A 13104-nucleotide genomic window follows, 5' to 3' on the forward strand; every position below is an offset into this window, starting at 1 on the left:
CACAATGGCCGCACGTCCGACGACAGCCACGACAGGGGACGAGGTGACGGATGACGGTCGGGACACGTCCGCGGCGCCGGGACTGGGTCGCCCAAGGCGGGCAGTACGAGTACCGGGTGATCACCCTGCCGCGCAGCACGAGCCGCAGCGAGGCACGTCAGCTGCTCACCGAGCAGGCCGAGTACGGCCGCTGGGAGCTGGCCCGGACCGTGCTCTACGAGGGCGGTGAGCGGCGCGTGTGGCTGCGCCGCAAGGTCCTGCGCGTGCGCAGCACGCTCGACTGAGCGGGCTCGTGCGACGAGGACCGCTCAGGCGGTCGCGAGCAGGCGGTCCAGGACGCGCGTGCCGAACTTCAGCGCGTCGATCGACACGCGCTCGTCGACGCCGTGGAACATGCCCGCGAAGTCCAGGTCGGCGGGCAGCCGCAGCGGCACGAACCCGTAGCCGGTGATCCCCAGCCGGGACAGCGACTTGTTGTCCGTGCCGGCCGAGAGCGTGTACGGCAGGACCACGGCCTGCGGGTCCTCCGCCACGAGCGCGTCCGTCATCGCGTCGACGAGCGCACCCGACGTGGGCGCCTCGAGCGCGACGTCGTGGTGGATCTTCTCGACACGCACGTGCGGCCCGGCGAGCTCGCCGAACGTGGACCAGAACTCCTCCTCGCGCCCCGGCAGGAACCGCGTGTCGACCGCGGCCTCCGCGCGGCCGGGAATGACGTTCGCCTTGTACCCCGCCGTGAGCTGCGTCGGGTTGGTGGTGTGCCGCAGCGTCGCGCCGACGAACCGGCTCGCCGACCCGAGCGCCGCGACGAGCGCGTCGATCCCGTGCTCGTCCTCGGGGTCGAACGGCAGACCGGTGAGGTCTGCGACACCCTCGAGCAGCGCGCGCACCGTCGGGGTGAGGTCGAGCGGCCACGCGTGCCGGCCGATCCGCGCGACGGCCTCGGCGACGTGGGTCACCGCGTTGTCGGGCGAGACCTGGCTGCCGTGCCCCGCGCGCCCGTCCGCGACGAGCCGCAGCCACGCCAGGCCCTTCTCGGCGGTCTGCAGCAGGTAGGCCCGACGGTCGCCGATCGCGACCGAGAAGCCGCCGACCTCGCTGATCGCCTCGGTCGCGCCCTCGAACAGCTCGGGACGGTTGTCGACGGCCCAGCGCGCGCCGTACGCGCCGCCCGCCTCCTCGTCGGCGAACATCGCGAGGACGACGTCGCGAGCGGGCCTGCGGCCCTCGCGGGCCATCTGCCGCACGACCGACAGGATCATCGCGTCCATGTCCTTCATGTCGACCGCACCGCGGCCCCACAGCAGGTCCCCGTCGACGTGGCCCGCGAACGGGTCGACGGTCCAGTCCTGCGCGCGCGCCGGGACGACGTCGAGGTGTCCGTGCAGGACGAGCGCGGGGCGCGAGCGGTCCGCGCCCTCGATGCGGGCGACGAGGCTCGTGCGGCCCGGCGCGCTCTCGAACACCTCGGGCTCGATGCCGACGTCGCTCAGGAGCGTCGCGGTGTACTCCGCGGCGGCCCGCTCCCCCGGTCCGCTGTTGTCGCCGTAGTTCGACGTGTCGAACCGGATGAGCTCGCGACAGATGTCGACGACCTCGTCGGCGGCCGTCAGGGTCGGGGACGTCGGGGTGGTCTGGCTGCTGGGCACACGTCCACCGTACCCGCGCACCGCGCGGCCCCCCACGGCGTCCAGCCCCGTCTCACGGCGCGAGAACGGGCAGTCGGAGGACGCCCGACCGATGCCCCGCCCGGCGGCCGGTGCCGTCGGTACAGTGCGCGGATGGCGACCCTTCGCGTGCGGGAGCAGCACGTCGCGGTGTTCGGGGAGAGCGGGAGCGGCAAGACCGTCCTGGTCTCGTCCTTCTACGGCGCGGCGCAGGAGCAGACGTTCCAGAAGGAGGGTCTGTACCGCCTCGTCGCCGACGACGTGGGTCAGGGCAACCGGCTGCGGCAGAACTACCTCGGGATGAAGAACGCCGCGCGCGCCCCCGAGCCGACGCGCTTCGCGTCCACCGCGTACGCGTTCACGCTGCAGCTCAAGAAGCACCCGAAGGGCTCGTCGTCGGCCGCCGCGTTCGACGAGCTCCGGCTCGTGTGGCACGACTACCCGGGCGAGTGGTTCGAGGAGGAGCCGAGCACCGAGCAGGAGGCCGCGCGCCGCCTCGAGTCGTTCCGCGCCCTGCTGCGCTCCGACGTGGCCGTGATCCTCGTCGACGGCCAGAAGCTGCTGGACCACGCCGGCGAGGAGGAGAAGTACCTCAAGTCGCTGCTGTGGGGTCTGCGCGAGGGCGTCGTCCGGTTCACGGCGGACCTGCTCGACGACGGTGAGCCGCTCGTGGACTTCCCGCGCATCTGGATCCTGGCGCTGTCCAAGGCGGACCTGCACCCGGACATGGACGTGCACGCCTTCCAGGACCTGCTGATCGAGAAGGCCGCGGGCGACGTCGACGCGCTGCACCAGGTCCTCAAGGAGCTCGTGCAGGTGCCCGAGGCGCTGTCGCTGGGCGAGGACTTCATGCTGCTCTCGTCGGCCCGGTTCGAGGCGGACCGGATCGAGGTCGACCGGCGCGTCGGGCTCGACCTGCTGCTGCCCGTGGCGTGCCTCCTGCCGCTGGAGCGGCTCGTGCGGTGGGCCGAGCGGATCGAGATCCCGCGCCGGTGGCTCGACCGCCTCGCGGACAACGCGGCCGCGATCGCCCCGCTCGTGGGCGGCGCGGCACCGTGGTTCTCGAAGGTCCCGCGGTTCGGCCCGTTCGCGGCGCGCACGCTTCCGCTGCTCGCGGCCGCGCTCCAGCACAGCGGTCCGACGCTCAGGTCGATCAACGCGAAGGCACGGGCCGACGGGGACCACCTGCGCGCGGTGCTGACGCAGTTCCGGCTCGACCTCGAGCAGGGTGTGCAGGACGACCTGCTCGTCACCGGCACGAGATGAACCTCGTGTGGGCCACGCGCGGACGCACGTGGGGCTTCCGGTTCCTGCTCGACGGCGGGCTCGCGGACCCGCTCGCGACGTACGACCGCGCGTTCGCCGGCCTCGAGGGCGAGCGGGAGGTCGCCCGGCGGGTCGGGTCGCTCGTCGTGCTGCGCTTCGCCGACCCGGAGGGCCGCCGGGACGCCGCCGGGCGCACGATCCCGCACGACGTCGTCGTCCTGGCGCCGGTCCCCGGCGACCCGCAGGCGTCCGCCGACGAGGTCCGACGCCTCGTCTGGCCGACGCTCGCGGACGCCTACGCCGGTGTCTGGTCGCGCAGCAGCCCGCCCTCCGCGGCCGAGGTCGCGGCGCTCAGGCGGTCGCCGCCGCGGTGAGGCCGCGCCGCTCGAGCAGCGGGGTGATCTGCGGGTCGCGTCCGCGCAGGTCACGGAACGCCGCCATCGGGTCGATCGAGCCGCCGCGCGCGAGCAGCCGGGCACGGAAGACGTCGCCGTTCTCGCGGCGCAGGCCGCCGTTCTCGCGGAACCACTCGACGGTGTCGGCGTCGAGCACCTCGGACCAGATGTACGAGTAGTAGCCGGCGGAGTAGCCGCTCGAGAACACGTGGTTGAAGTACGCGCTGCGGTAGCGGGGCGGCACGGGTGCGAACGCCACGCCCGCACGCTCGAGCGCGGCCGCCTCGAACGCCTCGACCTGCTCGGGGTCGGTCGGGACCTCGTCGGGCGCGAGGCGGTACCACGCCTGGTCGAGCAGCGCGGCCGCGAGGTACTCGGTCGTCTTGAACCCCTCACCGTCCTGGCGGCCCGCGAGCAGCGTCTCGACCCACGCGGACGGCAGGGGCTCGCCCGTCTCGTGGTGCACCGCGAAGGCCTGCAGCACCTGCGGCTCCCACGCCCAGATCTCGTTGACCTGCGACGGGTACTCGACGAAGTCGCGCGGCACCTCGGTGCCGGACTGCGACGGGTAGCGCACGGCCGAGAGCAGGCCGTGCAACGCGTGCCCGAACTCGTGGAACATCGTGATGACCTCGTCCCACGCGAGCAGCGTCGGCCGGCCGTCGGGCGGCTGGGGGATGTTGAGGTTGTTCACGACGACGGGCGGCTCGCCCAGCAGCGTCGACTGGTCGACGAGGTTGTTCATCCACGCGCCGCCGCGCTTCGACTCGCGCGTCCAGTAGTCCGCGAGGAACAGGCCGAGCCCCGAGCCGTCGACGTCGTGCACCTCGAAGACCCGCGCGTCGGGGTGGTACCCGACGAGGTCGGTGCGCTCGGTGAACGTCAGCCCGTACAGCGCGGTCGCGGCGCGGAACACGCCCTCGTGCAGCACGCGGTCGAGCTCCAGGTAGGGGCGCAGCGCGGTCTCGTCCAGCGACCGGGCGCGCGAGCGGACCCGCTCGGCGTAGTACGCCCAGTCCCACGGCTGCAGCGTCGCGCCCGGGTGGTCCTCGTGCAGCGCCGCGGTCAGCTCCTCGGCCTCACGGCGCGCGTTCGCGACGGCAGCCGGTGCGAGGCGCCCGAGGATGTCCCCCACCGCCTCGGCGGAGCGCGCCGTCGCGTCAGCCGCGACGTACGCGGCGTGGTGCGGGTAGCCGAGCAGCTGCGCACGCTCGGCGCGCAGCCGGGCGAGCTCCAGCAGCGTCGCGCGCGTGTCGTGCTCACCGGCCAGCCCGCGGGACGACGAGGCGCGGTGCAGCCGCTCGCGCAGGCCACGGTCGCGCAGGGTGACCAGCTGCGGCTGGCCGGTGGGCAGCTGGAGCTCGAGCAGCCACCCGGACTCGTGGCCCCGCTCGCGTGCGGCGCGCGCGGCCGCCGCGCGGGCGTCGTCGGGCAGGCCGTCGAGGTCGGCCTCGTCGGTGACGAGCACGGCCGCGGCGTTCGTCGCGGCGAGCACCTCGCGGCCGAACACGGTCTCGAGCGTCGTGATCCGGGCGTTGAGCGCGCGCAGGCGCTCCTGGGCCGCCGCGTCGAGGCGGACGCCCGCGCGCACGAACGCGGTGTGCGTGCGCTCGAGCAGCCACGCCGTGTCGGGCTCGACCGTGAGCGTGCCAGCCTCGACCTGCGCGACGAGCGCCTCGAGCCGCGCGAACAGCCGCTGGTCGAGGTGGATCGCGTCGCGGTGCGCGGCGAGCCGTGGGGCGAGCTCCTCCTCGAGCGCGTCGAGCTCGGGCGAGGAGTCCGCGCTCGACTGGTTGTAGAACGCGGTCAGGACGCGGTGCAGGGTGCGTCCCGCCCGCTCGAGCGCGACGAGCGTGTTCTCGACCGTGGGTCCGCTCGGGTCCGTGGCGACCATCTCGACCTGCGCGCGGTGCTCGGCCATGGCGTACTCGACCGCAGGGCGGTAGTGCTCGGTCCGGATGCGGGAGTAGTCGGGCAGCCCGTACGGCAGGGGCGACGGGACGGCGAACGGGTTCTCGGGGTCGAGCGGCTCACGCTTCATGCCCCGCATCATCACCCACACCGCGCCGTGCGCGCCCGAGCGCGGGACGCACGGGTGCGCACGTCTGCGGATGTCGTGACAAGTCGGGCAGGATCGGCCACCGTGGGGCTCGGAGTCACCCGTTCGGGCGACGCCGACGGCGGCCGACCGGCCGCCGTCCTCGCGACGAAGGGACACCATCGTGGCAGGACGACGTACCTCAGCCCTCGCGGGCACCGTGGTCGCGCTCGTGGTCGGCACGAGCGCACTCCTCGCACCACCGGCCTCCGCGCACGACCGCGGCGGCCACCGGCTGGACCCCGACCGGTTCGCGCAGCAGGTCACGACCCGCGGGGTGTGGCGGCACCTCCAGGAGCTCCAGCGCATCGCCGACCGCCACGACGGCAACCGAGCGGCGCTCACCGACGGCTACGAGGCGAGTGCGCGGTACGTCGAGCGCACGCTGCAGCGCGCGGGCTACCGCACGCACCGGGACCCGTTCACGTTCGGCCTCGAGGTCGTCGACGCCGCGAGCCTCACGCTCGAGCCGGGCGGGACCTACGAGGTCGACCAGATGCAGTACGCCCCGAACAGCCCCGACGGCGGCGTGCGCGCGCGTGCGGCGGTGCCCGTCGACCCGACCGGGTGCACGCCCGAGGCATGGGGCGACGTCGCGACCGTCGGCGCGATCGCGGTCGTCAGCCGCGGCAGCTGCCCGTTCGCCCAGAAGGCCGTCACCGCACAGGCCGCCGGCGCGGTCGGCCTGGTCGTCTACAACAACGTCGAGGAGATGCTCTTCGGCACGCTCGGTGAGGAGGGTCTGGTGCAGATCCCCGTCGCGGGCATGGGCATGGCGGACGGGCTCGCAGTCGTCGGGGCGGTCACCGAGGGCGACGTGATGCTCACGCTCGACACGCGGTTCCACGAGGAGGAGCGCACGAGCTTCAACGTCCTCGCGGAGACCAGGACCGGTCGCGACGACAACGTCGTGATGCTCGGCGCGCACCTCGACGGCGTCGAGGAGGGGCCGGGCATCAACGACAACGGCTCGGGGTCGGCTGTGCTCCTCGAGGTCGCGGTGCAGCTCGCCGAGCAGAAGAAGCACCACAACACGGTCCGCTTCGCGTGGTGGGGCGCCGAGGAGCTCGGGCTGATCGGCTCGACGGCGTACGTCGACGAGCTCGCGACGAAGCCGGGCGAGCTCGACCGCATCGCGACGTACCTGAACTTCGACATGGTCGGCTCGCCGAACTACGTCGTCGGTGTCTACGACGCCGACGAGTCGACCTACCCGGCCCCGGTCGACGTCCCGGAAGGCTCCGCGCAGACCGAGGCGGTGCTGACCGGCTACTTCGACGGCATCGGGCAGCCGTGGGTCGACACCGAGTTCTCCGGGCGCTCGGACTACCAGGCGTTCATCGTCAACGGCGTCCCCGCGTCCGGGCTCTTCACGGGTGCCGACGACGTCAAGACGGACGCGGAGGTCGCGCTGTTCGGCGGCACCGCCGGGATCCGGCACGACCCGAACTACCACACGGCCGACGACGACCTGTCGAACGTGAGTCGTGCGGCCATCGGGATCATGGCGCCCGCGGTCGCGTACGCGACCGCGAGCCTCGCGCAGGACACCTCGGCGATCAACGGGGTGAAGGGCCCGGGCAAGCCCCGTCACCACGGTCCGGGCAAGCCCGGCAAGCGCCACGGGCACCACCCGGCCGGCGAGCATCGGACGCTCGAGCGCGCGTCCTGACGCACTGCTGGGGCTCGGGCGGGGTCGGACGCGGTCCGGCCCCGCCCGAGGCGGGTCACACGGCCGACGGCGGCTCGATGACGATCGCGGTCGAGAGCGCGCCGGCCCGCTGCGCTGCCGCGACGACGTGCTCGACGTCGACGAGCGGCCCCTCCACGAGCACGGGCTGGCCGAGCTGCGACTCCCCCGACCAGCTCACCGCGGCGTGCGGCGGCGGCCGGAACGCCACCTCGCGCGGCAGGTGGCAGACCGCGGCGGCCCGCACGCCCAGGTCCTCGGCCCGGCGCACGACGACGCCCGAGACGGCCGCGAGGCGCTCGACGGCACGCACGAGCTCGTGCTGGCGACGCTCGGTCGTGCGGAACGTCACCGTCACCAGACCGTCGCGCGGTCCCGGGTCGCTCGTCGCGAGAGCGTCGAAGCTGATCCCGCGCGTCGCGAACACCGCCGTCACGGCCGCGACCGTGCCGGGCCGGTTCGCACCCCGCACGAACACGACCCAGCGGTCGTCGTGCACGTCCTGGTCCTGGCTCATCGCGTGACCTCCTCGTCCGAACCCCGCTCGGTCCACGGCGCCACAGCCGCCGCGATCCGCCGCGCGACCGCCGCGAGCCGCTCGTGCTCGTCGTCCGCGAGCGCGGGCAGCAGCACCTGCGTCCACCCCTCGGGGCCGAGCACCACGGGCACGCCGAGCACCCCGTGCACGGGCGCGCCCGCGAGCGTGACCTCACCGTCGAGCAGCACCTGCCCCGCGACCACGGTGTCGCGCCCGTCCAGGACGGTCTCGACGAGGTCGATGGTCGCGCTCGCGGTGCCGGCCGCGGTCTTCGCACCGCTCTGCTGCGTCATCCAGGGGCGCGCGGCGAGCCGCACGTCGGGCGGCCACGTGTCGACCAGCCGGAACGCCTCCGCGAGGTCCTGCACGGCGGCGGTGCTGAGCGCACGCTTGGCGGCGCCGATCTCGTCGGCGTAGGTCGCGAGCGTGCGTGGTCCCCGCACCCGGGCCACCTCGGCGCGACGCTCGGCGACGTCGAGGCCCGCGATCCGCACGGTCGACCACAGCGGGACGAGGTCGTCGCCGTGCTGGCCGACCGCGAACCCGCCGACCCGGTGCCGCCGCACACCGATCGACGCGGCGACCTCGCGGCGGAACCGCAGCGTGTCGAGCCACGCGCCCATGCCGATGACGCGGTGCCGGCCCAACGCGTCCCCGAGCAGCGCGACCCCCAGCTCGACGGGGTTGGAGACCACCACGACGACCTCGCGGCCCGAGCCGTGCCGGGCGAGCGCGTCGGCGTAGGTGGCGAACACCTGCGCGTTGTCGGCGGCGAGCGCGTGCCGGTCGACCGACTCGCCGGGCCGGGTGCCCGCGGTTCGACCGGCCGCGACGACCACGACGTCGGCGACGACGTCCGCGGGGTCGAGCGCGACGTCGAGCAGCGGCGCGTGCTCGTCGTAGGCGTCGACGAGGTCCGCGGCGAGGCCGTACGTGGCGCGCGACGAGCGCCCGTCGGGCCGTCCGACCAGCTGGAGCCGCGAGGTGGGCGGCAGGACCCGTCGCTCGACGAGCTGCGTGCAGATCTGCCGTCCGACGTCGCCCGTCGCACCCACCACCGCCACGTCCATGGCGTGAGACTAGGCGCCGTTCGTTGCGCGCACGTGACGGCACCGCCCGGCGACGAGGCTCAGGCGAGCGCGTCGGCGACCGAGACAGAGGGGTACCCGTGGGCGGCGGCGACCGCGGCGTTGACGAGGCGCCCGCCGTGCGTCGTGAGCCCGCTGGCGAGCGCGGGGTCGTCGGCCACCGCGGCGCGCCAGCCGCGTGAGGCGATCGCGTGCACGTACGGCAGGGTGACGTTGGTCAGGGCGCGCGTCGAGGTCACGGGCACCGCACCGGGCATGTTGGCGACGCAGTAGAACACGCAGCCCTCGACGAGGTAGGTCGGGTCGTCGTGCGTCGTCGGGTGCGTGGACTCGAAGCACCCGCCCTGGTCCACCGCGACGTCGACGAGCACCGAGCCGGGGCGCATGCGTGCCACGAGCTCGTCGGGCACGAGGCGGGGCGCGCGTGCCCCGGGCACCAGCACCGCACCGATGACGAGGTCGGCGTCGGCGACCTCGCGCTCGAGCGCCCACCGGTTCGACGCGAGGGTGCGGATGCGGCCGGCGCTCGCGGCGTCGATCTCCCGCAGCCGCGGCACGGACAGGTCCAGCACGGTGACGTCGGCACGCATGCCGAGCGCGATCTGCGCCGCGTGCCACCCGACGGTCCCGCCGCCGAGGACGACGACGCGTGCCGGGCCGACCCCGGGCACCCCGCCGAGCAGCACACCGGCCCCGCCCTCGTTGCGCATGAGGTGGTACGCGCCGACCTGCGCCGCGAGCCGGCCGGCGACCTCGCTCATGGGGGCCAGCAGCGGCAGCGACCCGTCGGGCAGCTGCACGGTCTCGTACGCGATCGCCGTCGTGCCCGCGGCGAGCAGCGCGTCGGTCGCGGGGCGGTCGGCGGCCAGGTGCAGGTAGGTGAACAGCACGAGGTCCTCGCGCAGGAACGCGAGCTCGGCCGGCGTCGGCTCCTTGACCTTGCAGACGAGGTCCGCCTCGCCCCACACCGTCGCGGCGTCGCCGACGACGTCCGCACCGGCGGCGCGGTACTCGTCGTCGCCGATCGCGGAGCCCACACCGGCGCCGGACTGCACGAGGACCCGGTGCCCGTCGGTCACGAGGTGGTGCACGCCCGCGGGCGTCAGCGCCACGCGGTACTCGCGGTTCTTGGTCTCGGTGGGGACGGCGACGATCATGTCGGCTCCTTCAGGCGAGGGTGGTGCCCGGGGCGGTGGCGAGGGCCGGGTCGCGGACCTGCCGGTCCCAGCATCCGCCGTGCGGGCCGCAGACGCGAGAGGATCGGCGACGTGTTCCGCAAGACGCGCGCCGGCGCACCGCCCGGCTTCTTCCGCTGCGAGGCAGCGGGCCTCGAGTGGCTGCGCGCCGCCGGCGGGGCGCGCGTGGTGCGCGTCCTGGACGTCGGCGACGAGCACCTCGACCTCGAGCAGCTCGCCGCAGTGCCACCGACGCGCGCCGCCGCGGTGGACCTGGGGCGCTCGCTCGCACGCACGCACGCCGCGGGCGCGGACGCGTTCGGGGTCCCGCCCGACGGGTGGACGGGCGACACGTGGTTCGGTCCGCTCGAGGCGCCGCTGACCATGCCGGCGGGGGCCGCCGAGCACTGGGGCGAGCACCTCGCGCACGCCCGCCTGCGTCCGCTCGCGCGCGACCTCGTCGGGTTCGCGCCCGACGAGGTGCTCGACGACCTGCTGCGCGTCGCCGACCGCGCGGAGGCGGGCCGCTGGGACGACGGCGAGCCTCCCGCGCGGCTGCACGGCGACCTGTGGGCGGGCAACGTCATGTGGACGGCGCAGGGTGCGACGCTCATCGACCCCGCCGCGCACGGCGGGCACCGGGAGACCGACCTGGCGATGCTCGCGCTGTTCGGCCTGCCGTTCCTCGACGACGTGCTCGCGGCGTACGACGACGAGCGTCCGCTACGGCCCGGCTGGCGGCGACGCGTCGGCCTTCACCAGCTCTACCCCGTCGGCGTGCACGCGCTGCTGTTCGGCGGTCACTACGTCTCCCACCTGGCCCGGCTGCTCGACCCCCTGGTGCGCTGAGCGCGCTCAGCGTGCCGCGGCCTCGTCGTCGACCTCCAGCGGGACGTCGGACTGCGGGCGCACCTCGTCGTCGGCCTCGTCGGCCTCCATGGGCGGGTCGAGCGTGCGCAGCCGGGAGAACACCGCCCACGCGACCGCGACCAGCGGGACGCTCACCACCGCGCCGAGGATCCCCGCGGTGAGCGTGCCGCCCGCGACCGCGAGCGCGACGACGACCGGGTGGATCGACACCTGCTTGCCCATCACGAGCGGCTGCAGCACGTGCCCCTCGAACTGTCCGATGAGTGCGATCCCGATGCCGACGAACACCGCCGACCAGAACCCGTTGGCCGCGAGCGCGACGATCATCGCGATGACCATCGCAGCGGGCGCACCGACGAGCGGGATGAACGCGCCGATGAACACGAGCACCGCGAGCGGTGCCGCGAGCGGCACCCCGAGGATCAGCAGGAGGACGAACGCGAGCATCCCGTCGGTCACGGCGATGATCACCGTGCCCCGCGTGTACCCCGAGAACGTGTACCACCCCGCGCCGCCGGCCTTGATCCAGCCCTCGCGGAACCGCGCGGGGAGCTGGTTGAGGAACCACGTCCACATCTCCTGGCCCCGCGCCAGGAAGAACACCGTGCAGAAGATCGCGAGCGCCAGCGCCGTGAAGACCTCGACGACCGACCCGGCACGCGACGCCGCCTGCCCCGCGAGCTCGGTGGCGTGGTCCTGGAGCCACTTCTGCCCGTCGCTGATCCACCCCGCGATCTGGTCGCTCGTGATCGTGAACGGCAGCGTGTCGCTCTCGAGGAAGTCGATGATCTGGTCGATGCCGTCGCTGAACTGCTTCGACAGGTCCTCCCACTCGTTCGCCACCGAGTACCCCACGTACGTGAGCAGACCGGCGAAGAAGAGCACCCCGGAGATGATCGCGAGCGCGGTCGCGAGGAACCGCGGCATGACCTTGCTGAACCACTCCACGAGCGGACGCAGCACCGCGGTGAACACCAGGGCCAGGAACACCGCGATGAACAGGAGCTTCACCTGCGACGTCGCGTAGAACACCATCCCGACCGCGATGACCGCGACGATCAGCCGCCACGACACCCCCGCGAGCGAGCGCAGCCAGCGGGGCGCGTCCGGCTCGAGCGGAGGGGGGGTCCGGCGGGGCGACCCGGCGACCCGTCGAGCGGGACGAGCGCCCTGCGACCCGACGCCCGGCTCCGCCATCCGGCACCCCTCCTCGCGCACCTCGGGCCGCCTGTCAGGGGCGCCGCCCGGTTCGTGCTGTGTCGCCATCTCTCGTCCTGTGCTGACGAGTCTGCCCCTCGGGGCCGATGCGTGTCCCGGCGACGCACCGTGCTATGTTTTCTGCCGCACCGCGGGGCTCCTCCGGGATCCCGCAGTGACCACCTGTCCGGGTGGCGGAATGGCAGACGCGCTAGCTTGAGGTGCTAGTGCCCGAAAGGGCGTGGGGGTTCAAGTCCCCCTCCGGACACTCGTTGAGACAGCGACAACAGCGGCCCCGAACAGCAGCGATGCGGTTCGGGGCCGCTGTTGTGCGGGCACCCGGTGCCTCAGTGTGCTGCTCAGTCGAGTGGCCGCGCACCCGGTGCTCTCAAGCCTGGGCATGGCCGTGCCGATCCGTTCGGCACGGAGGCTGTGGAGCCGCATGCGCGCCAAGACGAGCCGACGCCGCTCCCCCTGCAGGATGTACTCCCGCCAGCGAATGGAGATCGAGTTCTGTGTCGAGCTACGTGCTGCAGCCGAACGAGGTCCTCCTGATGAAGGACGTGGGCGTCTCGCATGGCGGCGTGTTCGCGACGTTCAGCGACGAGCTGATCCTGACCAACCTCAACCTCGTGTTGGTCGAGAAGGGGATACTCGGCCAGACCAAGAACGTCATGGTCTTTCCGCTCAGCCAGGTGAAGGTGCACGACGGGCACGCTCAGGCCGTCCTGGGCAGGACCCGCAATCTGACACCCGTGCTCGACGTCTACTTCCTGACCGGTCAGGAGTCGTTCGGCTTCGCAGGCGGTCAACCGAAGGTGCTCGCCTGGGTGGCGGCGATCGATGAGGCCATCACCGGCCGACGTGTCGTTGCTGCGGCGGACGCCCCGACCGCGGCACTGCCGGGTACCGAGATCGTCGCCGACGCCCTCCGGGGGACGATCGGCATGCTCAAGGGCGCCCTTTCCGGACGGCCGACCCCGCCCCCTCCACCAGCTCCTGTCGTAGTCGGCGGCACATGCCACGCGTGCGGGGCGTCGATCTCAGCCACGGCCGGTCACCCACCCACGTGTGACTACTGCGACACGGTCCAGAGGCCCGGAAACCGATAGGAGACGTT

12 protein-coding genes and 1 tRNA gene are annotated in these 13104 nt (G+C 73.5%); 7 read left to right on the top strand and 6 right to left on the bottom strand.

Going from position 1 to position 13104, the window contains the following annotated elements:
* Positions 1–50 precede the first annotated feature (50 nt).
* Positions 51–284 (top strand): DUF5703 family protein, encoded by a 234-nt coding sequence (locus tag ACT17Q_RS08910; RefSeq protein WP_236120559.1) that lies wholly within the window; start codon positions 51–53, stop codon positions 282–284.
* A 24-nt stretch (positions 285–308) separates the two neighbouring features.
* Here the strand turns inward: ACT17Q_RS08910 and ACT17Q_RS08915 are convergent, their stop codons facing one another.
* A complete protein-coding gene (locus tag ACT17Q_RS08915; protein WP_236120558.1) occupies positions 309–1649 on the bottom strand; it encodes a M20/M25/M40 family metallo-hydrolase in 1341 nt (446 codons plus the stop codon).
* Positions 1650–1781: 132 nt separating this feature from the next.
* Here ACT17Q_RS08915 and ACT17Q_RS08920 point away from each other — a divergent pair, with 132 nt between their 5' ends.
* Together ACT17Q_RS08920 and ACT17Q_RS08925 are read left to right on the top strand one after the other, a co-directional pair.
* A complete protein-coding gene (locus ACT17Q_RS08920; protein ID WP_444661953.1) occupies positions 1782–2933 on the top strand; it encodes a TRAFAC clade GTPase domain-containing protein in 1152 nt (383 codons plus the stop codon).
* The gene (locus ACT17Q_RS08925) at positions 2930–3307 is read left to right on the top strand and encodes a hypothetical protein (protein ID WP_236120556.1); all 378 of its coding nucleotides are present in this window, start codon (positions 2930–2932) and stop codon (positions 3305–3307) included. Before ACT17Q_RS08920 ends, ACT17Q_RS08925 begins: the two co-directional genes overlap by 4 nt.
* Here ACT17Q_RS08925 and ACT17Q_RS08930 read toward each other — a convergent pair.
* The gene (locus tag ACT17Q_RS08930) at positions 3285–5369 is read right to left on the bottom strand and encodes a M3 family metallopeptidase (protein WP_444661955.1); all 2085 of its coding nucleotides are present in this window, start codon (positions 5367–5369) and stop codon (positions 3285–3287) included. The two genes, ACT17Q_RS08925 and ACT17Q_RS08930, sit on opposite strands and share 23 nt — an antisense overlap.
* Before the next feature lie 181 nt (positions 5370–5550).
* On the opposite strand from ACT17Q_RS08930, the gene ACT17Q_RS08935 reads away from it, so the two are divergent.
* On the top strand, positions 5551–7098 hold the full coding sequence (locus ACT17Q_RS08935; protein WP_094179929.1) for a M20/M25/M40 family metallo-hydrolase: 1548 nt from the start codon (positions 5551–5553) through the stop codon (positions 7096–7098).
* Between the two features lie 55 nt (positions 7099–7153).
* On the opposite strand, the gene ACT17Q_RS08940 is transcribed toward ACT17Q_RS08935, so the two are convergent.
* From ACT17Q_RS08940 to ald, 3 genes are read right to left on the bottom strand one after another with little or no spacing between them, the layout of a single operon-like run.
* Positions 7154–7633, bottom strand: a complete 480-nt coding sequence (locus tag ACT17Q_RS08940; RefSeq protein ID WP_094179928.1) for an ACT domain-containing protein — start codon at positions 7631–7633, stop codon at positions 7154–7156.
* On the bottom strand, positions 7630–8724 hold the full coding sequence (locus tag ACT17Q_RS08945; protein ID WP_094179927.1) for a lactate/malate family dehydrogenase: 1095 nt from the start codon (positions 8722–8724) through the stop codon (positions 7630–7632). The genes ACT17Q_RS08940 and ACT17Q_RS08945 overlap by 4 nt, the downstream gene beginning before the upstream one ends.
* A gap of 59 nt (positions 8725–8783) precedes the next feature.
* On the bottom strand, positions 8784–9899 hold the full coding sequence (gene ald / locus ACT17Q_RS08950; protein ID WP_094182134.1) for an alanine dehydrogenase: 1116 nt from the start codon (positions 9897–9899) through the stop codon (positions 8784–8786).
* 111 nt (positions 9900–10010) lie between these two features.
* Between ald and ACT17Q_RS08955 the strand changes: the two genes are divergently transcribed.
* Positions 10011–10766 carry a fructosamine kinase family protein gene (locus ACT17Q_RS08955; protein WP_232514649.1) on the top strand — a complete coding sequence of 252 codons (756 nt, stop codon included), beginning with the start codon at positions 10011–10013 and terminating at the stop codon, positions 10764–10766.
* Positions 10767–10772: 6 nt separating this feature from the next.
* On the opposite strand, the gene ACT17Q_RS08960 is transcribed toward ACT17Q_RS08955, so the two are convergent.
* Positions 10773–11984 (bottom strand): AI-2E family transporter, encoded by a 1212-nt coding sequence (locus ACT17Q_RS08960; protein WP_094179926.1) that lies wholly within the window; start codon positions 11982–11984, stop codon positions 10773–10775.
* Between the two features lie 185 nt (positions 11985–12169).
* On the opposite strand from ACT17Q_RS08960, the gene ACT17Q_RS08965 reads away from it, so the two are divergent.
* Together ACT17Q_RS08965 and ACT17Q_RS08970 are read left to right on the top strand one after the other, a co-directional pair.
* A tRNA-Leu gene (locus tag ACT17Q_RS08965) sits at positions 12170–12252 on the top strand.
* A gap of 247 nt (positions 12253–12499) precedes the next feature.
* A complete protein-coding gene (locus tag ACT17Q_RS08970; RefSeq protein ID WP_444661959.1) occupies positions 12500–13096 on the top strand; it encodes a hypothetical protein in 597 nt (198 codons plus the stop codon).
* The last annotated feature ends 8 nt before the right edge of the window (positions 13097–13104 follow it).

Source organism: Cellulomonas sp. CW35, from assembly GCF_052378485.1.
GTDB classification, from domain to species: domain Bacteria; phylum Actinomycetota; class Actinomycetes; order Actinomycetales; family Cellulomonadaceae; genus Cellulomonas; species Cellulomonas uda.

Excerpts from the sequence above, each read along its gene's own strand:
- ACT17Q_RS08910 (WP_236120559.1), top strand. The coding sequence starts at position 51 with ATGACGGTCGGGACACGTCCGCGGCGCCGGGACTGGGTCGCCCAAGGC.
- ACT17Q_RS08920 (WP_444661953.1), top strand. The coding sequence starts at position 1,782 with ATGGCGACCCTTCGCGTGCGGGAGCAGCACGTCGCGGTGTTCGGGGAG.
- ACT17Q_RS08925 (WP_236120556.1), top strand. The coding sequence starts at position 2,930 with ATGAACCTCGTGTGGGCCACGCGCGGACGCACGTGGGGCTTCCGGTTC.
- ACT17Q_RS08930 (WP_444661955.1), bottom strand. The coding sequence starts at position 5,369 with ATGAAGCGTGAGCCGCTCGACCCCGAGAACCCGTTCGCCGTCCCGTCG.
- ACT17Q_RS08940 (WP_094179928.1), bottom strand. The coding sequence starts at position 7,633 with ATGAGCCAGGACCAGGACGTGCACGACGACCGCTGGGTCGTGTTCGTG.
- ACT17Q_RS08945 (WP_094179927.1), bottom strand. The coding sequence starts at position 8,724 with ATGGACGTGGCGGTGGTGGGTGCGACGGGCGACGTCGGACGGCAGATC.
- ald (WP_094182134.1), bottom strand. The coding sequence starts at position 9,899 with ATGATCGTCGCCGTCCCCACCGAGACCAAGAACCGCGAGTACCGCGTG.
- ACT17Q_RS08960 (WP_094179926.1), bottom strand. The coding sequence starts at position 11,984 with ATGGCGGAGCCGGGCGTCGGGTCGCAGGGCGCTCGTCCCGCTCGACGG.